Origin of the sequence: Rheinheimera soli (assembly GCF_021290985.1) — a bacterium.
In the GTDB taxonomy this organism is placed as follows: Bacteria; Pseudomonadota; Gammaproteobacteria; order Enterobacterales; family Alteromonadaceae; genus Pararheinheimera; species Pararheinheimera soli.
Map to the genome: position 1 here is coordinate 1 of NZ_JAJOYU010000047.1, position 19214 is coordinate 19214.

Annotated in this window: 17 protein-coding genes; 10 read left to right on the forward strand and 7 right to left on the reverse strand. The window is 47.2% G+C overall.

Going from position 1 to position 19214, the window contains the following annotated elements; translation table 11 throughout:
- Nucleotides 1-34 precede the first annotated feature (34 nt).
- Nucleotides 35-1435, reverse strand: coding sequence for an asparagine--tRNA ligase (asnS, locus tag LSG37_RS19995; protein WP_233081751.1), 1401 nt, complete (start codon nt 1433-1435; stop codon nt 35-37).
- A 101-nt stretch (nt 1436-1536) separates the two neighbouring features.
- Here asnS and LSG37_RS20000 point away from each other — a divergent pair, with 101 nt between their 5' ends.
- On the forward strand, nt 1537-1911 hold the full coding sequence (locus LSG37_RS20000) for a hypothetical protein (protein ID WP_233081752.1): 375 nt from the start codon (nt 1537-1539) through the stop codon (nt 1909-1911).
- 5 nt (nt 1912-1916) lie between these two features.
- Here the strand turns inward: LSG37_RS20000 and bioA are convergent, their stop codons facing one another.
- The gene (gene bioA, locus LSG37_RS20005) at nt 1917-3224 is read right to left on the reverse strand and encodes an adenosylmethionine--8-amino-7-oxononanoate transaminase (RefSeq protein WP_233081753.1); all 1308 of its coding nucleotides are present in this window, start codon (nt 3222-3224) and stop codon (nt 1917-1919) included.
- Between the two features lie 119 nt (nt 3225-3343).
- Between bioA and bioB the strand changes: the two genes are divergently transcribed.
- From bioB to htpX, 5 genes are all read left to right on the forward strand, one after another.
- Entirely contained in the window at nt 3344-4390 is a 1047-nt protein-coding gene (gene bioB / locus LSG37_RS20010; protein ID WP_233081754.1) for a biotin synthase BioB, read from the forward strand.
- Nucleotides 4391-4398: 8 nt separating this feature from the next.
- Entirely contained in the window at nt 4399-5550 is a 1152-nt protein-coding gene (locus LSG37_RS20015; protein ID WP_233081755.1) for an aminotransferase class I/II-fold pyridoxal phosphate-dependent enzyme, read from the forward strand.
- A complete protein-coding gene (gene bioC, locus LSG37_RS20020) occupies nt 5547-6326 on the forward strand; it encodes a malonyl-ACP O-methyltransferase BioC (protein WP_233081756.1) in 780 nt (259 codons plus the stop codon). Before LSG37_RS20015 ends, bioC begins: the two co-directional genes overlap by 4 nt.
- Nucleotides 6327-6343: 17 nt before the next feature.
- Nucleotides 6344-7015, forward strand: coding sequence for a dethiobiotin synthase (bioD, locus tag LSG37_RS20025; RefSeq protein ID WP_233081757.1), 672 nt, complete (start codon nt 6344-6346; stop codon nt 7013-7015).
- Nucleotides 7016-7134: 119 nt separating this feature from the next.
- The gene (gene htpX, locus LSG37_RS20030; protein ID WP_233081758.1) at nt 7135-8001 is read left to right on the forward strand and encodes a protease HtpX; all 867 of its coding nucleotides are present in this window, start codon (nt 7135-7137) and stop codon (nt 7999-8001) included.
- Nucleotides 8002-8064: 63 nt separating this feature from the next.
- Here htpX and LSG37_RS21485 read toward each other — a convergent pair whose 3' ends face one another.
- Nucleotides 8065-9000 carry a GGDEF domain-containing protein gene (locus LSG37_RS21485; protein WP_233081759.1) on the reverse strand — a complete coding sequence of 312 codons (936 nt, stop codon included), beginning with the start codon at nt 8998-9000 and terminating at the stop codon, nt 8065-8067.
- 188 nt (nt 9001-9188) lie between these two features.
- Here LSG37_RS21485 and LSG37_RS20040 point away from each other — a divergent pair, with 188 nt between their 5' ends.
- Nucleotides 9189-9422, forward strand: a complete 234-nt coding sequence (locus LSG37_RS20040; RefSeq protein WP_008897422.1) for a TIGR02647 family protein — start codon at nt 9189-9191, stop codon at nt 9420-9422.
- 27 nt (nt 9423-9449) lie between these two features.
- On the opposite strand, the gene LSG37_RS20045 is transcribed toward LSG37_RS20040, so the two are convergent.
- From LSG37_RS20045 to LSG37_RS20055, 3 genes are read right to left on the reverse strand one after another with little or no spacing between them, the layout of a single operon-like run.
- Nucleotides 9450-11348 carry a transglutaminase TgpA family protein gene (locus LSG37_RS20045; protein ID WP_233081760.1) on the reverse strand — a complete coding sequence of 633 codons (1899 nt, stop codon included), beginning with the start codon at nt 11346-11348 and terminating at the stop codon, nt 9450-9452.
- Nucleotides 11342-12289: a DUF58 domain-containing protein gene (locus tag LSG37_RS20050; protein ID WP_233081761.1), complete on the reverse strand. Its 948-nt coding sequence runs from the start codon at nt 12287-12289 to the stop codon at nt 11342-11344. Before LSG37_RS20050 ends, LSG37_RS20045 begins: the two co-directional genes overlap by 7 nt.
- A complete protein-coding gene (locus LSG37_RS20055; RefSeq protein ID WP_233081762.1) occupies nt 12286-13200 on the reverse strand; it encodes an AAA family ATPase in 915 nt (304 codons plus the stop codon). Before LSG37_RS20055 ends, LSG37_RS20050 begins: the two co-directional genes overlap by 4 nt.
- Nucleotides 13201-13434: 234 nt before the next feature.
- Between LSG37_RS20055 and LSG37_RS20060 the strand changes: the two genes are divergently transcribed.
- Nucleotides 13435-14784: a class II 3-deoxy-7-phosphoheptulonate synthase gene (locus LSG37_RS20060; RefSeq protein WP_008897426.1), complete on the forward strand. Its 1350-nt coding sequence runs from the start codon at nt 13435-13437 to the stop codon at nt 14782-14784.
- Nucleotides 14768-15859 (forward strand): 2-dehydropantoate 2-reductase, encoded by a 1092-nt coding sequence (locus LSG37_RS20065; RefSeq protein WP_233081764.1) that lies wholly within the window; start codon nt 14768-14770, stop codon nt 15857-15859. The genes LSG37_RS20060 and LSG37_RS20065 overlap by 17 nt, the downstream gene beginning before the upstream one ends.
- Here the strand turns inward: LSG37_RS20065 and ppsR are convergent.
- Nucleotides 15856-16665 (reverse strand): posphoenolpyruvate synthetase regulatory kinase/phosphorylase PpsR, encoded by an 810-nt coding sequence (ppsR, locus tag LSG37_RS20070; RefSeq protein ID WP_233081765.1) that lies wholly within the window; start codon nt 16663-16665, stop codon nt 15856-15858. The two genes, LSG37_RS20065 and ppsR, sit on opposite strands and share 4 nt — an antisense overlap.
- Before the next feature lie 139 nt (nt 16666-16804).
- Here ppsR and ppsA point away from each other — a divergent pair, with 139 nt between their 5' ends.
- Nucleotides 16805-19180: a phosphoenolpyruvate synthase gene (gene ppsA / locus LSG37_RS20075; protein ID WP_366515588.1), complete on the forward strand. Its 2376-nt coding sequence runs from the start codon at nt 16805-16807 to the stop codon at nt 19178-19180.
- Nucleotides 19181-19214 lie beyond the last annotated feature (34 nt).

The window sequence follows — 19214 nt, forward strand, 5'->3', positions numbered from 1 at the left end:
AAATGAGGCCTTTTTTGCTATCCAAAGCTATAGCTTAGAAATCAGCATTGCCAGGTGTACGAGGGAAGGCAATCACGTCACGCACGTTGCCCACACCAGTGACATAAGACACCAGACGCTCAAAACCCAAACCAAAACCAGCATGAGGTACTGTGCCGTAACGGCGCAGGTCACGATACCAGCTGTAGTCTTCTTTATTCAGACCCATCTGATCCATACGGGCATCCAACTGCTCTAAACGCTCTTCACGCTGACTACCACCGATGATTTCACCAATACCTGGCGCCAGAATATCCATAGCCGCCACAGTTTTGCCATCTTCATTCATACGCATGTAGAAGGCTTTGATGTCTTTTGGATAGTTTTGCAGAATGACAGGAGCACCTACATGCACTTCCGCTAAGTAGCGCTCGTGCTCAGACTGTAAATCCACACCCCATTCCACAGGGTAATCAAATTTCTTACCACAGTTTTTCAGGATCTCAACCGCGTCTGTGTAATCCATACGAACAAAACTTGAATCGATCATGTTTTGCAGGCGGCTGACCGCGTTCTCGTCCACACGTTCAGCAAAAAATGCCATATCATCAGCACGTTCTTCCAAAACAGCTTTAAATACAAACTTCAGCATGTCTTCGGCCAGCTGCGCTACGTCTTTTAATTCGGCGTAAGCAACTTCTGGTTCAATCATCCAGAACTCGGCTAAGTGACGTGTAGTGTTTGAGTTTTCAGCACGGAACGTTGGGCCAAAGGTGTACACCTTAGACAAAGCACAGGCATAAGTTTCAACGTTTAGCTGGCCTGATACCGTCAGGAAGGTTTCTTTGCCGAAAAAGTCCTGTTTGTAGTCAATAGCACCTTTGTCATCACGTGGCAGGTTTTCCATATCCAGCGTACTGACCCGGAACATCTCCCCAGCACCTTCAGCGTCTGCACCAGTGATGATAGGCGTGCTGATCCAGTAGAAACCACGTTCGTGGAAGAAACGGTGAATGGCCTGAGCTAAACAGTGACGCACACGGGTGATAGCGCCAACCATGTTAGTACGGGCACGTAAATGCGCCTGTTCACGCAGGTATTCCATGCTGTGGCGTTTTGGTGCCATAGGGTAGGTGTCTGGATTCTCCACCCAACCAACTACTTCAACAGAGGAGGCCTGAATTTCAAAAGCCTGACCCTGACCTTCTGACTTGGCAATGGTACCTGTTACGATGACAGAGCACGCCGTCGTCAGACGTTTAATTTCGTTTTCGTAATTATTCAACTCAGCCGGAGCAACGGCCTGAACTGCGTCAAAGCAGCTGCCGTCGTGCACGGCTAAAAATGAAATCCCGGCTTTGGAATCACGCTTAGTGCGGATCCACCCTTTTACTGTGACTGTATCGCCAACCTGATACTGGCCAGACAGCACATCTTTGATTACTGCATGCGTCATGCAACCTGCTCCAACTTACTTAAGAAACTGTAAAAACCCAAAAGCAGACATCATACTGAGGCAAAGACTGAACACAAGTAAAAATTGTGAGGAATTCTAAAATGAGCGCTTCCGAGCCTGATCTTAAGCCAAAAGAGCGGCGTAAAGGCGCAGATTGGCTGATGTTGCTGTTGGCTATGTTGAATTTGAGTGCCTGGTTTCTGCTGATTATGGGTCTGGCATTGGCTCATTTGGCAAAACCAGAGTTTAACAGCGGGTTGGTGCAGTACTGGGGCATTCCCATTGAACAGGAATGGGATAAGGAACTTGTGGTGAAACTGGAAGTGTTAGTGCGCTGGTGTCTGGTATTTACCGCTGCCACCTTAGTGCTGCATCAGTTTCGCAACAGACGCAGTGACGATGGCTGGCGCTTAAACTTGTTTTTTCTGCTGTTTTTAAGCGCCGTGGTGTTGTTTGTATTTTCGACTATTGATTAAAAACTTTAGGCTCCGGGTAATGCTTCGACACCATCCTGTTGTGACTGATTACATAGCAGAATAAGCGCAGAGGTCAATTTAGAGAGCTGGGTAGGGCTGATAATATAAGGCGGCATTAAATACAGCAGTTTGCCAAAAGGCCGGATCCAGACACCCAGTTCAACAAAAGCTTTTTGCATGGCGGCTACATCAATATTCTGTTTCATCTCTACCACACCAATAGCACCCAACACCCGCACATCAGCGACATAAGGTGAAAGACGGCAGGGCTCCAGCTCCAGTTTTAACTGCTGTTCTATAGCTGCAACTTGTGCTGGCCATTGGTTTTGCTGCACCAGTTGCAAGCTTTTCAGCGCTACAGCGCATGCCAGTGGATTGGCCATATAAGTAGGGCCGTGCATTAACGCTGGCACAGCACCTTGGGCTATGCCGTCCGCTACTTTATCGTTGCATAAGGTCGCAGCAAGCGTTAGATAACCGCCTGTTAAGGCTTTACCCAAGCAGATAATATCCGGGCTGATGCCTGCATGCTGGCAGGCAAAGAGTTTTCCGGTTCGGCCAAAACCTGTGGCTATTTCATCGGCAATTAACAGCACCTGATACTGATCACAGAGCCTGCGAGCCAGTTTTAAATAATCCGGATGATAAAACCGCATTCCGCCAGCGCCTTGCAGTATGGGTTCCAGAATAAAAGCTGCCATTTGCGGATGATGCTGCTCAAATAAAGCCGTCAAAGCCTGCTCATCTTCAGCTAAAAATTCGCCGTCAAACTGGCTTTGTGGTGCAGGGGCGAACAGTTGCGGGATGATCTGGTGTTTAAACATCGAATGCATGCCATCTACTGGATCGCAGACCGACATGGCAGCAAAGGTATCGCCGTGATAGCCCTTTTGAATGGTCAATAAACGGCTTTTTTCCGGACGATTTAAACCTAACCAGTATTGCAGCGCCATTTTGATCGCCACTTCGACTGATATAGAGCCGCTGTCAGCAAAAAAGACTTTGGTTAAACCTTGAGGCACCATCTCCAGTAATAACATCGCCAAGTCCACAGCAGGCTGATGGGTAATACCACCAAACATCACATGACTCATTTTCTGGCTTTGTGCCACAAGCGCTGCATTTAATTCAGGATGATTGTAGCCATGAATCGCAGCCCACCAGGACGAAGTACCATCCACCAAAGTTCTGCCATCTTCAAGCCTCAGCTCGCAGCCATGGGCGCTGACTATAGGATAGACAGGCAAAGGTTTACTTAACGAGGTATAAGGATGCCATATATGCTGACGGTCAAACTCAAGGTTGATGCTCATAAAATAGCCTGTAGTAAACTTTGTGAACTGGTTGGCGTTGACATGGCGCTAAGGCCCGATAGACTAACGGAAAATTTAAAAGACCACAATTTGTCTGTGGCTTGTCTTCGGGGAATTTTATGTCTGCAGTTTTACCACTTCGTCACAACTGGACTCTGGCTGAAGTAAATGCCTTGTTTGCTTTACCTTTTAATGACTTAGTTTTTCAGGCCCAAACGCTGCACCGTCAGTTTTTTAAACCTAACGAAGTGCAAATCAGTACTTTATTGTCGATTAAAACCGGTGCTTGTGCTGAAGATTGTAAATATTGCCCGCAAAGCGGCCATTACAATACCGGCCTTGAGCGCGAACGTTTGCTGGAAGTGGAAAAAGTATTAACTCAGGCCAAAGCCGCTAAAGACAAAGGTGCCAGTCGTTTTTGTATGGGCGCGGCCTGGAGTAACCCAAAGCAGCGTGATATGCCGTTTCTGATGGAAATGGTCAAAGGCGTCAAAGAAATGGGTTTAGAAACCTGTATGACGCTGGGTAAACTCGATGCAGGTCAGGCGCAGGAGCTAAAACAGGCTGGTTTGGATTACTACAATCATAACCTCGATACCTCGCCTGAGTTCTACGGTGAAATTATCACGACCCGTACTTATCAGGACAGATTAGACACCCTGCAGCATGTGCGTGATGCCGGTATGAAAGTTTGTTGTGGTGGCATAGTGGGTATGGGCGAGTCGGCAAACGACAGATCTGCGCTTTTGATGCAGTTGGCGAATTTGCCTGAGCATCCGCAAAGTGTGCCTATTAATATGCTGGTGAAAGTGCAGGGCACACCGATGGAGAACGTTGAAGACTTAGATGGCTTTGAGTTTATCCGTACCATAGCGGTCGCCCGTATCATGATGCCTCAAAGCCATGTGCGTTTATCCGCTGGCCGTTCGCGCATGAACGAGCAAATGCAAGCGCTGTGTTTCCTATCTGGTGCTAACTCGATATTTTACGGCGATAAGTTACTGACCACAGAAAACCCTGAAGCAGATGCGGATATGTTGTTATTCGCCAAGCTGGGTATCAATCCAGAACAGCGTCACGATGTATCAGACGAAGCCCACGAAGCGGCCTTAGCCGATGCCATCAAAGAGCAAAATACACCTTCATTGTTCCATAGCGCGGTGTAAGTTTATTTATGGACAGGTTACAGCGCTTTGCGCAGCAGATCGCCGATCGCAAAGCTGCTGGCTTGTATCGGCAGCATCCGGCTATTGATTCCTATCAGGGCCGTTTGCTGCAAAATAAGCAAGGCGCTTATCTGAATTTCTCCGGTAATGACTATCTGGGTCTGGCCACTGAACCACAGCTGATAAAAGCTCTGGCAGAAGGGGCTGAACGTTTTGGCGTCGGCAGTTCAGGCTCACCTTTGGTGACTGGCTTTCATTATGCGCACCGCGCTTTGTCTGATGCACTGTGCGACTGGTTGGGCGTGGACGATGTATTGCTGTTTTCATCAGGTTTTGCCGCCAATCAGGTGATGCTGCAGCATTTGGCTGATAAAACTGATCAGCTACTGTTGGATAAACTCTGTCATGCCTCTTTGATTGATGCTGCGCTCAATAGTGATGCTCCTTACAAACGTTTTCCGCACCAGGATTTAGCCGCGCTTGACCTGCTATTACAACGTTACCCGTCAGCTTTGGTGGTGACTGAAGGTGTATTTAGCATGGATGGCGATAGTCCGGATCTAAGCGCTGTATCTGCGCTTTGTAAAACCAATAAAGCCGATTTGCTGCTGGACGATGCGCATGCTCTGGGCGTGCTTGGCAAAGAAGGCAAAGGCAGCTGGGATGCACAAGGGCTTGAGTCCGGCGATATGCTCTGCCTGATGGCTAACTTTGGCAAAGCCTTAGCAGGTCAGGGTGCTTTTTTGGCAGGTTCAGCCACAGTGATTGATTATTTGCGCCAGTTTGCCCGGCATTATATTTACAGCACTGCGTTATCTCCTGCGCTGTGCTGGGCGATGAAAACCTCCGTTGAATTAAGCCGCAGCCAAGAGTGGCGCAGAGACAAACTGAATGACAATATTCAGCTGTTTAAAACTCTGGCCGCTGGTGCTGGCTTCACTTTATTGCCATCCAATACCGCCATACAACCGCTGATTATTGGCGATTCAGACAAAGCCATGTTGATAAGCGCTTCATTGAAAAAACAAGGCATTTGGTTAAGTGCCATAAGGCCACCGACAGTGCCGCAGGGCAGTGCCAGGTTACGCATTACTTTATCTGCTTTGCATCAGAGCGACGATATTCACTTTTTAGTACAAAAGCTGGAGCAATTGATATGAATGCTTTGGCATTGACGGACGACATTGCGCGCCATTTTGGTCGTGCCCGTGAAAGTTACGAACAGGCGGCCCGGTTGCAACGTTTAGTTGCCACTAAAGCTTTAAGTTTATTAACACCGACACAAGGCCTGCTGCTGGATTTAGGCTGTGGCCCAGGTTGGTTTCATCCCGAGCTAAAACAGCGCTGCGCTGATTTATTAGCACTGGATTTAAGCTATGACATGCTGCAAAAAACCAGGGCAGCACAGTGCGCTACTTTTATATTTCAAGCCGATGCTCAGTCTTTGCCTGTAGCCAGTGAAAGCACAGACAGAGTGTTTTCCAGCCTGATGCTGCAATGGTGCGAACAGCCGCAACTTGTGCTGCAGGAGATAGCTCGGGTGTTAAAGCCTGGTGGTTCAGCCGTTATCAGTACCTTGCTCGATGGCACCTTGCAGGAATTTAAACAGGCTTGGGCACAGGTGGATAGTCATCAGCATATTAATCAGTTTTTGCCTTTGGATTTTTATCAGCAGTTAGGGCCTCACTGTCCGGATTTAGCTTTGACACTACAGATAGAAACTGTGCGACTTGAGTATCCTGATGTACTGGCGCTGGCGCGGGAACTAAAAGATTTAGGCGCCAATACAGTGACCCAAGGCCGCAATAAAGCCTTAACCGGCAAACAACGTTGGCAAAAGGTACAGCAGGCTTATCCATCACGCAGCCTCGACGGTCAAATCAGCGCCAGTTATCAAGTGTTGTATCTGGTTCTTACTAAGCAAAGCATTGAGTAGAAAGAGAAGAGTAAAAAATGCAGACAGTCTTTATCACAGGCACAGATACAGATGCAGGAAAAACTTATGTGGCAGTGGCTTTACTGCAAGGCTTAAAAGCTCTGGGCTATCGCACTGTGGCGCAAAAGCCAGTTGCAGCCGGAGTCAATGATTCAGGTTTTAATACCGATGCTTTGCAATTGCAGCAGCATGCAACAGAGGCGCTTAGTTATCAGCAGGTGAATCCCTATTGTCTGGCCGATGCGGTAGCCCCGCATTTAGCTGCAGCAAAAGCTGGGCTATGTATCGAGCCTGCCGTTCTGACCAAAGAGCTGCAGCAACTTCAAAACAGCAATGCTGATATAGCTTTAGTAGAAGGTGCTGGTGGCTGGTTATTACCACTGAATGATCACAGCACTATGGCGGATTGGGTGACAGAGCTGCAATTGCCTGTGCTATTGGTGGTGGGGATGAAACTCGGCTGCTTAAACCACGCCTTACTGACGGTACGGGAAATTCAGCGCTCTGGCCTGAAGCTGCTAGGCTGGGTGGCTAACTGTATTGACCCGGATATGGCGTATCAGCAGGAAAATATCAACTATTTGCAACAAAAGCTGGAAGCACCATGCCTTGGTGTTTTACCTTACCAGTCTGAACCACAGATCAATGTCCCTCTTGCCGCAGCCTTTATCAAACAGTTCCAAAGCTGATGTGATACATCGCACCGACAACTCCATTCATCTTTATTTACAATTGCTTGTCGCACTTTCATTGAAAAAACACTTCTAAGCCATATAGTACAAGCAGTAGCTTAATAAACGAGGTATCTATGAAGCGAATTATACTGTTCTTAGCCACAAACTTGGCGGTGATGTTGGTGTTAAGTATTGTACTTAGCATTGTTTTCCGGGTGCTTGGCATTGATAGCCGCAGCATAGGCGGCTTGTTGGTGTTTGCAGCAGTATTTGGTTTTGGTGGCTCTTTCATTTCATTGTTTATGTCGAAATGGATGGCCAAACGCTCTACCGGTGCTGTGGTGATCACACAACCTCGTAATGCCACAGAACAATGGTTGTTTGATACTGTGCGTCGTCAGGCTCAGCAGGCTGGTATTGGTATGCCTGAAGTGGCCATTTACGACTCACCTGAAATGAATGCTTTTGCCACAGGTGCCAGCCGCAACAATGCATTGGTTGCGGTGAGCACAGGTTTGATGCGCAATATGCGTGAAGAAGAAGTGGAAGCCGTATTGGCGCACGAAGTCTCGCACGTGGCCAATGGCGATATGGTGACGCTGACGCTGATCCAGGGCGTGGTCAACACCTTCGTTATTTTCTTTGCGCGTTTAATTGCCGGTGCCATCAGCGGTAACCGCAATGATGAAGGCGGCAGCAGCAATGGTTTTGCTTATATGATCACTGTATTTGTGCTGGAAATGGCCTTTGGTGTACTGGCAAGCATCATTGTGATGTGGTTCTCGCGTCAACGTGAATACCGCGCTGATGCAGGCGCTGCCAAACTGGTTGGTGCCAATAAAATGGTCGCAGCGTTGGAGCGTTTACGGAACAACCACGAAAGTCAGTTGGAAGGTTCAATGATGGCTTTTGGTATTGCCAGCAAACCAGCGACTTCTGAACTGTTCTTAAGCCATCCACCACTGGAAAAACGTATTGCAGCCTTGCGTGGTGCTTTTTAAGTCAAGGGGTTAGCAACCTAGTACAAAAAGGAATAGTTCCTTTTTGCTTTTATAAAACCAGTGTCAACACATCACCACCTGATTCCTGCCTGCAGCTTTGGCCTGATACAAAGCTTCATCTGCCGCCTGAATTAGGTTAAAGGCTGTGGTGCCATGTTCAGGATAACAAGCTACACCAGCAGACAAGGTAATGTTTACGGGCTGGTGTTTGGCAAAGACCTGAGCTTGCTCCACATGTACCCGCCAGTTTTCGGCCAGATGTCTGGCTTGGGATGAAGTAGTGTTAGGTAAAATCACCAGAAACTCTTCCCCACCGTAGCGGAATAAAATATCTGTTCGCCGGCTTTGACGCAGCAAATGTTTTGCCACCATCTCAATGACTGTGTCGCCGGTCTGATGGCCGAACTGATCATTGAGTTGTTTAAAATGGTCCAGATCCAACATCACCACAGCCAGCGGTTTTTGGTTACGTCTGGCCAATGCTAGTTCACGTTCCATAAATTCATTGAGGAAACGCCGGTTAAATAAATTGGTTAAAGGATCACGGATAGCTTGTTCACTGATGCGATTTTTCAGCTGCTCTATATCGGTCAGCCTTTTTTGAAGCTCAGTGTTCTGCTTTTTTTGCAACAGCAGAGCATTTTCCTGCTCACTGACATCCTGCATCACCAGCAACTGACAGAATGGATCCGAAGGGACAGGCTGCTCCAGATGCATTTTAAAATGTCGACAGCTGTCTGTGGCGAGGCACCAAAGCACCGGAGTTTGTGTCTGAAACAACAGCTGCAATTGGTTGATAAAATCGGCAGGAAGCTGCTTCAAACCCTCAGATTTGGAGGTCACTTGCAGATTAAATAACTGCTGAAAGGCTTTGTTGCTTCGCAGCAGTTTTATGTTGTGATTGGTTTGACATTGCAGCAACGCAAAGGGTATGGACAAGGACTGAAATAAGTCCGTCCAGCCAGGGCCAGTATCTGGTGTTGAGTGTCCTTTTGTCACAACATGCGCTGCTCTTCTGAGTTTGCCTGACTATAGAAAAAATCCGCTTAAAAATACAGCAACTTGTGCCAGAAACAGTCAGTTTATGCTGGCAAACAGCGGAATATAAAACGAACAGGCACTTTTGCTGGAAAAATTGTCAAATAAGGTCTAGTTTCTAGCAAAACAACGACAAAGGAAAAGACGAGATGCCGGTAAATTCACAACTGAATGATGAAATTCGTATTTTGACTTTATTTAATCTGGACACATCGCTGGAAGGCATTAAGGCGCACAAATCAGCCGATCCTGGAGCAAAAGAGGCCATTGAGCGTTTACATAAAAAAGGCTTACTAACACAAGCTGATGGTGGTTATCTGACCGATTTGGGCCGCAACTGCGCCGAGCATTTACAAAGTGCGTTGCGTATTCTCAGTACTTAATAGTCCAAACCATGAACAGCAGTACTTTTAACCAGCGGTACTGCTGTGTTTTGCCAATTGATGGAGCAGTTTGCGGCATTGTTGCAACTGCTCCTGCTGCTCTGCAAATTCAAACTGCTGATAAGCCGATAAGAGTTCTTTTAGCTTTGTCGCCTGCAGTGGATAAAGTTGAATGAGTTGCCGCAGGTAAGACTCCATACTTTGGTAATGCGCCTTTTCACCATAAGGCCGCAGCGCCTTCAGCATCCGTTGTCGTAACAGAACATTCTGGCTTTGGTTGCTGCGTTGTAGCCAAAGGTAAATACCCAGCATCAGTAGCAATGAAGTTATGATGCAGCTGCCTATCCATAACCAGGGCATAGTTTTAAAATAATGCCAGATAAAACGCTGCTCTGTCTGATCAAAACTCAGTACCCACACCGACCAGTAATAATCCAGCCATTCCAGTTGTTGCAGCCAGTTACCTAAAACACCACGTTGAAAAAACTGATCTAAAAATTGTCGTTCAGACAAAGACAAAGCATCAGATAAGCCCTGGGTTAAACGCAGTGGCGCTACTATGACTGTGGCGTCAAAACGTCGCCAATAGCCATCTTCCAGATACTCGACCCAGGCATGAGCATCTTTTTGTAATACCTGCAGATAATCGCCTTGAGCCTGCCATACGCCGCCCTGATAGCCTGCAACTACGCGGGCAGGTATACCAGCGGCGCGGAACAGATAGGCCGCAGCAGAAGCATAATGACCACAAAACCCAACTTTGTGCTGAAATAAAAACTGATCCACCTGAGCTTGTTGGTTCAGTACGGGCGGGCGCAGACTGTAACTAAATTGCTGCTGCTCAAAATACTGGTATAAAGCCTGTGCATAAGCTGAGGCCGTTCTATGTTGTTGTTTTAGTTGTAATGCCAGTTCACTGGCTTGCGGGTTGGTATGACGCAATACCAGATTGCGTTTTGCTTCCTCCATGTTTTGTTGGCTTACTGCTGAACCATCGGAGGTCAGGCTATAAGAAAAACGTCTGCTGATTTGCTGGCGGCTTTCAATTAAACCGGCAGCAGCGGTCTGGACTTGTCCTTGCAGCTGACTGACCTGACCTAAGCTAAAGAGGCTACGCTGAAAATGAGGTTCAACCACCAACTGATATCTGTAGCGGCCTGGTGTGGTCAAAGGCGGCTGTGGTGTACGCTGTAAATCAGGTAGCCAGTCCTGACCATTAAAAGCTTCAAACACTTTGGCCCGCCAGTAGAGTTCATGCTGGACAGGTTTTTCATCAGCAAATTCAACTCTGAATGCCAGGCTATCGTTTTGCACTAATCTTTCCAGTCCTCCTAACGACAACTCATCGGCTAAACCCGTTTGAGCCTGATTCTGGCGTTCGGTTTGCCATAAAGGCGGTAGCCTCGGAAACAACACAAAAAGGGCAATACACAAAGGCATCACCCAAAGCAGCAAACGAATGTCGGTCCAGCGAAATTGCCGTTGCTGTACTGGAGCAAACAGCAGGTAATGCAGATACAAATTGCAGAAAAATAACAAAAACACGGCGCTGGCAAACCACAGGCTCTGATCCAACATAAAACCTGTAGTGATTAAAAAATACTGCACCCACAGCAGTTTTTTGGCGTGTTGGAGCTCAGAATGAATAGAAAAAAGTCGCAGTGCGGCTGAAAAAAACAACAACTGCAGCATGGAATCCTGCATGTCCTGTTGCCATAGCTGCGAAAGCAATAACAGGCACAACATAACAGCCAGTGCATTGATGGTCATCATCCTGACTTTTTTCTGTGCTTTGAAGCTGATGTATTTAAACAGCAGAATGCCTATCAGCACCAGACTTGACCACCAGCTTAAGCCTTGCTGCAGCAGTGCCAATAGCATCAGCTGCAACAGTAAGGCGGTGGGAATAAAAGCCGGATTCAGCATAAAGCCAAGGCCTGTAAACAACGATGCAGATGAGCCTGGCCATGATCTGGTCCAATGGTGCCGGTTGCAGTGCTCAGGCTGTAACTTTCGCCTTGTAGTTCATACTGATGCAGCAAGAAGCAAAAATCTGATAGCTGCAGCTCCAAGGCAGCGCCTGTGGCAGTGACTATAAGTGTCTTAGGTAAAGCAGGAGCACTGGACTCTGAGTTCTGCCGAACCACAGGTTGCCACGGATTTTTTGCTAATCGTTTCCAGTCGATGCTCGAAGCCGGATCACCGGGCAGATAAGGTGCCAGTTGATCTGGCTGATCGAGGATCTGCTGACGTGGCGCGGCATTGGTATTTTTTGATTCGGAGGGGGTCGGGTACACCCAATAAGCTTGCTGTAACTGAATGTAAGTCCAGCAACGGATCAAACCAAAAGGATAATAAGATTCGAGCTTAAAGCGTTGCAGCTGATAAAACCCCCGCGGACGTGGATACAGCTCCAGCTGTATCAGCTCGGGCAGAGTTTCAAATAAAAGGGCCTCAAACTCGTCACCGGAAAAAAGCAGCATTGTTTTATGTTGTGCGTGGCTTAAGGCTAAGCTCAGAGTCAGGTTTTGGCTGGCATAGGTGTACAGCGGCACAGCGAGAGGCGGGCTGGTTTTGAGCTGTAATTTATACAGATTAAAAAAGGCCGCCAGAATGCAGCAACAGAATAGTGACAGCAGCAGATAAGCACACAGCAGGATCAGGTTGTTTTGATAGTTGCTGCCAAAGACGTATAACAAGATGATCAGCAGCACAAACCAGGCACCATAAGCACTGGGAAAGACATAAAGCAAATGCTGACGCAAGGTGAGTTCAGTGGCGGCAGGTTGACGTTGCTCCAACCAGCGATCAAACCGCTGCCGGAGTTTCTGCTTAATTTTTTGCCACACTGTCATCTTTAGCGTCATAGAGGGCAAGGCACCTTACGCAGTAATTGCAAACTAAGGCTTTGGTTGTCTCTGGAGGAAGCTGGATTGAGCCTGTGTTCAGCCACGGAAGGAAACACCTGCTGCACATCCTCTGCTGTAGCGTAGTGACGACCAGACATTAAAGCAAAAGCTTTGGTGGCTCTTAGTAACGCTTTGGCTGCCCGTGGTGAAAGTGGCAGGCAATCCTGTTGCTGCCTGCTTTGTGTCACCAAGGCCAGCAGATAATCAAGTAAGGCATCACTGACTTTGATCTGCACCACGTCCTGTTGCAATAACAGCAATTGCTGCTCGTTAATACAAGGGCTCAGACCTTCCAAGCGTGACTGGCCCTGATCCTGCTGCAAAATCAGCTTTTCCGTCTGCAGATCCGGAAAGCCAAGGGCAAGGCGCATCAGAAAGCGGTCGAGTTGTGATTCAGGTAAGGCATTGGTGCCAGCGTGGAACAAAGGGTTTTGGGTGGCTATAACAAAAAAGGGCTTAGGCAAAGCGTAAGACAATCCATCGACAGACACCTGCTTTTCTTCCATAGCTTCGAGTAAAGCACTTTGAGTGCGGGGGCTGGCTCTGTTGATTTCATCAGCCAACAAAATCTGACTGAAAATAGGACCGCTGCGGAATTGAAACTCCTGAGTGTCTCTTAAAAACACCGATTGTCCCAGCAGGTCCGCAGGCAACATATCATTGGTAAACTGAACTCTTTTGTAATGAACACCCAAACTCAAAGCCAGCGCATGGGCGAGGGTGGTTTTGCCTAAACCTGGCAAATCTTCAATCAATAAATGGCCTTCAGACAATAAACAACACAAGGCCAGTCGCACAGCCTGAGGTTTGCCTAAGATCACCTGATTCAGCTTCTGCTCTAACTGCTGTAAAGCCTGAATTCCTGCCATAAAAGCTCCATTTGTAACGTCGTGTTCAATGGTAAAACACAGCTAAAAAAGGCTTGATATTTTCAGATGTTTAGACATCTGGGTGTTTTTGCCGATAAATTTCGGACTATTTATACATTTCAGCGCAATATACTCATTTAAGCATTGAATTTAGCCGCCAATAAATTTACTTTGTCTGCGGATAAATAACCTAGTGACATTAACTATCAACTCAGAATTATAGGACTACTTAAAGTGACGACCTGGACGCCTCAAAGTTGGCGAGCTTTTCCAATACAACAACAACCTCATTACGATGATCAGGCTTTACTCAGCACTGTTGAGCAGCAATTGCACAAATATCCGCCTTTGGTGTTTGCGCAAGAGACTCGTGATCTCTTTAGTCAGCTTGGACAAGTGGCTGAAGGCAAAGCATTTTTACTGCAAGGTGGCGATTGTGCGGAAAGCTTTAGTGACTTTAATGCACCCAAAATTCGTGACACTTTTAAAGTATTGCTGCAAATGGCTGTGGTACTTACCTTTGCCGGCGGTTGTCCTGTAGTCAAAGTAGCACGTATGGCTGGCCAATACGCCAAGCCTCGTTCCAGCGATTTAGAAACCATAGCTGGTGTATCTCACCCAAGCTACCGTGGTGACATAGTCAACAGCTTTGAATTTACAGCAGAAGCCCGTAAGCCAGATCCAAACCGTTTAATGACGGCTTACCATCATTCTGCAGCCACCCTAAATTTATTACGTGCTTTTGCACAAGGTGGATTAGCCGACTTGCATCAGGTTAGCCGCTGGAATCTGGGGTTTGTCGATGCCAATCCACTGAAAGGCCGCTATCAGGATGTCGCTCAGCGCATTCAGGAAGCACTGCGTTTTATGGAGATTTGTGGTATCACGGCTGAAAATTCACCCTCTATTCGTGAAACTTCTCTGTATACCTCGCATGAAGCCTTGCTGCTGAACTACGAAGAGGCTTTAACCCGCCGTGATTCGTTAACGGGTGAATGGTACGACTGCTCAGCTCATATGGTCTGGATAGGTGAGCGCACCCGTCAGTTGGATCATGCGCATATTGAGTTTTTCCGTGGTATCAAAAACCCTGTGGGTGTGAAAGTTGGCCCTGGTATGGATGAAGTGGATTTATTGCGTTTAATTGACGCGTTAAACCCGGAAAACATTCCTGGCCGTCTGACCTTAATCACCCGAATGGGCGCTGATAAGCTGGCTGAAAAATTACCTGCTTTAGTGCGTCGGGTAGAGCGTGAAGGCCGTAAAGTGGTCTGGAGTTCGGACCCAATGCACGGCAATACAGTCAAGGCCAGCAACGAATACAAAACCCGTGATTTTGAAGCCATCTTGCGTGAAATCCGTTATTTCTTCGCGGTGCATCAGGCGGAAGGCACTCATGCTGGTGGTATTCATTTGGAAATGACAGGCGATAACGTCACCGAATGTACGGGTGGTGCTTATGGTTTATCAGAAAACGATTTAAGCAAGCGTTACACCACTCAGTGTGATCCGCGCTTAAATTCAGATCAGGTGCTGGAGCTGGCTTTCCTGATCGCAGATACCCTTCGTGCGGTTCGCAAATAAAAATACCACTGCTGAACTGCTGTCTGATTTTTCAGCCAGCGGTTCAGCTCCTCTGCGTGTTGCCATAGTTGGAGCTGGTGCTATAGGTTGTTACCTCGGCACCATGCTTTCTCAGTCTCCTGCTTTTGACGTGTTTTTTATCGGCCGCGAAAAAATGGCGCTTGAAGCTGCAGCTTATGGTTTAACAGCTCAGGATTTAAATGGAGCCTGTTATCGGGTTGCATCACCTGCTGTTTATACTGAACTTGAAGTGCTTCGTAGTGCAGAGCTGGTGCTGGTTACAGTCAAGGCTTTGGATCTGGAATTCGTCTTACCCCAACTTGTGTATCATCTTTCGGCCGATTGCATAGTCGTCGCTTTGCAAAATGGTGTGGCGATCAGGCCCTTGTATCAGCAGTTTTTAACTCAGACTGTGATCCGCGCCATAGTGCCATTTAATGTGGTGAAAATAAGCCCTGGTTTCTATGCCCGTACTACGGGTTCTGACATGATTTGGCAACAGACTGCCGATCCGCGAATTCTGGCTGTCCTGACGCAGTTGCAGCGTCAGGGCATCAAGTCAAAACAACAGGACAGTATGAAAGCGGCTGAGTTTGGCAAATTGTTGCTCAACCTGAACAATGCCATTAACGCTTTATCTGATATTCCATTACAGCAGCAATTGTTACAACGGCCTTATCGGCGATTATTGGCAGCTGCGATGCGTGAGCTGCTGGATTTATGCCGCCGTCTTCAAATTGATACCTACTCTTACACCAGCATTCCTAACGTCTACATTCCGTTGTTGTTACAGAGCCCCAATTGGTTATTTAAGCGACTGGCAAAAAAAATGCTGGCCATATCTCCTGATGCGCGTTCTTCCATGTGGGATGATCTTCAGGCAGGCAAAGCCACTGAAATAGACTTTCTCAATGGCGCTGTTGTGACTTTGGCTGAACAATTGAAACTGGATGCGCCAGTCAACAGATTGCTGGTGCAGCTGGTCAAACGTAAAGAACAAGGCGAACCGATCCGGCTTTGCCCCTTGCATGCACAGCAGTTGCTGCAAGAGGCCAGCACAAGCGAAAAGGCTTAATACTTTTGACGTTTTAACCCGGTTTGCGACAAAATTTTCGCCGAAATTTCCTCAATGGATAAATGAGTCGAATTTAGAAAAGGAATTTTTTCTTTCTGGTACAAAGCTTCTACTTCATCCAGCTCCAGTTTGCATTGGCGTAATGACGCATACTTGCTGCCTGGGCGACGCTGTTCACGGATTTTACTTAAACGCTCAGGGGTAATGGTCAGGCCAAATAACTTACTTTTTTGCGCCTTAAGTTCAGGCGGCAAACGCAGCATATCCATATCTTCCTGCACAAAAGGGTAGTTGGCTGCTTTAATGCCATACTGCAAAGCCAGATACAAACTGGTTGGGGTTTTACCGGAGCGACTGACTCCTACTAAAATAATATCGGCCTTGGCATACTCTTTTAAATTCACCCCATCGTCATTCGCCAGCGCATAGTTGACTGCATCAATACGAAAATCATAAGTTTTTTCATGAATGCTGTGGGTGCGGTGGGTTTTTGGCATAGCCGCTATGCCCAATTCTTTTTGCATAGGCTCAATAAAGGCATTTAAAAAGTCATAACAGACCCCATCGCTGCTATTAATGATCTGCCGTAACTCTTCATCGACAAAGGTCTGAAAAATCAAAGGGCGAATTCCGGTAGTTTTATAACGATCGTTTATTCGTTGTTTGGCTTGTAATGCGATCTCTGCAGTTTCAACAAAAGAGATGGTGACATGGTCAAATTCGGCCGGAAACAGTGACAGCAGCGCGTGTCCGAACACTTCGGAAGTAATGCCTGTACCATCAGATATATAAAAGGCTGTTCTCACGGTTTTCTCCATTTTGTCGTTATTAAATTACATTAAAAATTAAGGTTTTATTTAACTTTGGTGCCAGTGTAGAATTGGACTGCTTATGTGGCTCGTCATGTAAGCTTACATAACCTGCAACAAAAATTGGAGACTCATTGTGCAAGAATTCGTTGTTTGGTACCAGGACCAGGGCATGCACGACGTTCCTCGCGTTGGTGGTAAAAATGCTTCATTGGGTGAAATGATCAGTAACCTGGCAAATGCAGGGGTACAAGTTCCGGGTGGTTTTGCCACTACAGCTTATGCCTTTAATCAATTTCTTGAACAGAGTGGTCTTAACGAGCGTATTTATCAAGTGTTGGACGGCCTCAACGTTGATGATGTAAATGCCCTTGCAAAAGCGGGTGCGCAAATTCGCCAATGGGTAATTGATACGCCATTTCAGGCTGAATTTGAGCAAGCCATTCAAACTTCCTATCAACAGCTGCAACAAGGTTGTGCTGAAGATGTCTCCTTTGCAGTGCGTTCATCAGCCACAGCTGAAGATATGCCGGATGCTTCTTTTGCAGGTCAGCAGGAAACTTTTTTAAACGTACGTGGTTATGCTTCTGTCATCGAAGCCATTAAACACGTATTTGCTTCATTGTTTAACGACCGCGCTATTTCTTATCGGGTGCATCAGGGCTACGACCACCGTGGTGTGGCTTTGTCTGCCGGTGTTCAGCGTATGGTGCGTTCAGACTTATCCGCTTCAGGCGTGATGTTCAGTATTGACACTGAATCAGGTTTTGAAGATGTGGTCTTTATCACGTCCTCTTATGGTTTAGGTGAAATGGTAGTGCAGGGCGCAGTCAACCCTGACGAATTTTATGTGCATAAACCTACAGTGATGGCGGGTCGTCCTGCTGTGGTGCGCCGTAATTTGGGCAGCAAGCTGTTGCAGATGGTGTACTCCAAAGACTTAAGCCATGGCAAACAGGTCATTGTTGAAGATGTGCCAGAGGCGTTACGCCAACAGTTCTCACTGACAGATACTGAAGTGCAGGAACTGGCGAAACAAGCCATTATCATCGAAAAACACTACGGCCGCGCCATGGACATCGAATGGGCTAAAGATGGTCAGGACGGTAAGCTCTATATAGTTCAGGCTCGTCCTGAAACAGTACGTAGCCGCGAAGATAGCAATGAGATGGAACGCTTCCAACTGCAGGGCACAGCACCTGTGGTTGTTGAAGGTCGTGCCATAGGTCATAAAATTGGTTCAGGTAAAGCCAAGGTATTGGCCAGCATCGCCGATATGGATCAAATTCAGCCAGGTGATGTATTAGTGACTGACATGACAGACCCTGACTGGGAACCTATCATGAAACGGGCTTCTGCTATTGTGACTAACCGTGGTGGCCGTACCTGCCATGCCGCTATTATTGCGCGAGAACTGGGTATTCCAGCTGTAGTGGGTTGTGGCGATGCCACCAAAAAAATCAAAAATGGTCAGGAAGTCACTGTGTCCTGTGCCGAAGGCGACACGGGTTTTGTCTACGAGGGTATTTTAGGTTTTGACGTGATGACCTCACGTGTAGACAAAATGCCGAAGCTTCAGATGAAAATCATGATGAACGTCGGTAACCCTGAGCGTGCGTTTTCCTTTGCCAAGTTGCCTCATGCCGGTATTGGTTTAGCCCGTCTGGAATTTATTATCAATCGTATGATTGGTGTGCACCCTAAAGCGCTGCTGAACTTTGATGCGCAAACTGAAGAGCTGAAAGCCACCATCAGCCAAATGATGGCGGGTTACAGCTCTCCGGTTGAGTTTTACACTATGAAGCTGGTTGAAGGTATTTCTACCCTGGCAGCGGCTTTCTCGCCAGAGCGGGTGATAGTGCGGATGTCCGACTTTAAGTCGAACGAATACGCTAACCTGGTGGGTGGTCGTCAGTACGAGCCACACGAAGAAAACCCTATGATTGGTTTCCGTGGTGCATCACGTTATATCTCTGAAGATTTCCGCGACTGTTTTGCTATGGAATGTGAAGCCTTAAAACGGGTTCGTAATGAGATGGGCTTTACCAATGTTGAAGTGATGATCCCATTCGTTCGCACACTGGAAGAAGCCAAGGCTGTGATTGAACTGCTGGAGGCTCATGGTTTAAAACGTGGTGATAATGGCTTAAAAGTTATTATGATGTGTGAGCTGCCATCGAACTGCTTACTGGCAGAAGAGTTCCTTGAGTACTTTGATGGCTTCTCCATCGGCTCAAACGACTTAACTCAGCTGACTTTAGGTTTGGATCGTGACAGTGGTTTAATAGCGCATCTGTTTGATGAACGTAACCCAGCCATTAAAAAGCTGTTGTCTATGGCTATTCAAACCGCCAAAGCCAAAGGTAAATACGTGGGTATTTGTGGTCAGGGCCCTTCGGATCATGAAGACTTTGCCGCATGGCTGATGGATCAGGGCATAGATTCAGTGTCATTAAACCCGGATACCGTATTGGAAACCTGGTTGTATCTAGCGGAAAAATACGGTCAGTAAGTTAAGCTGACAGAACCAAAAGCCAGCACTGATG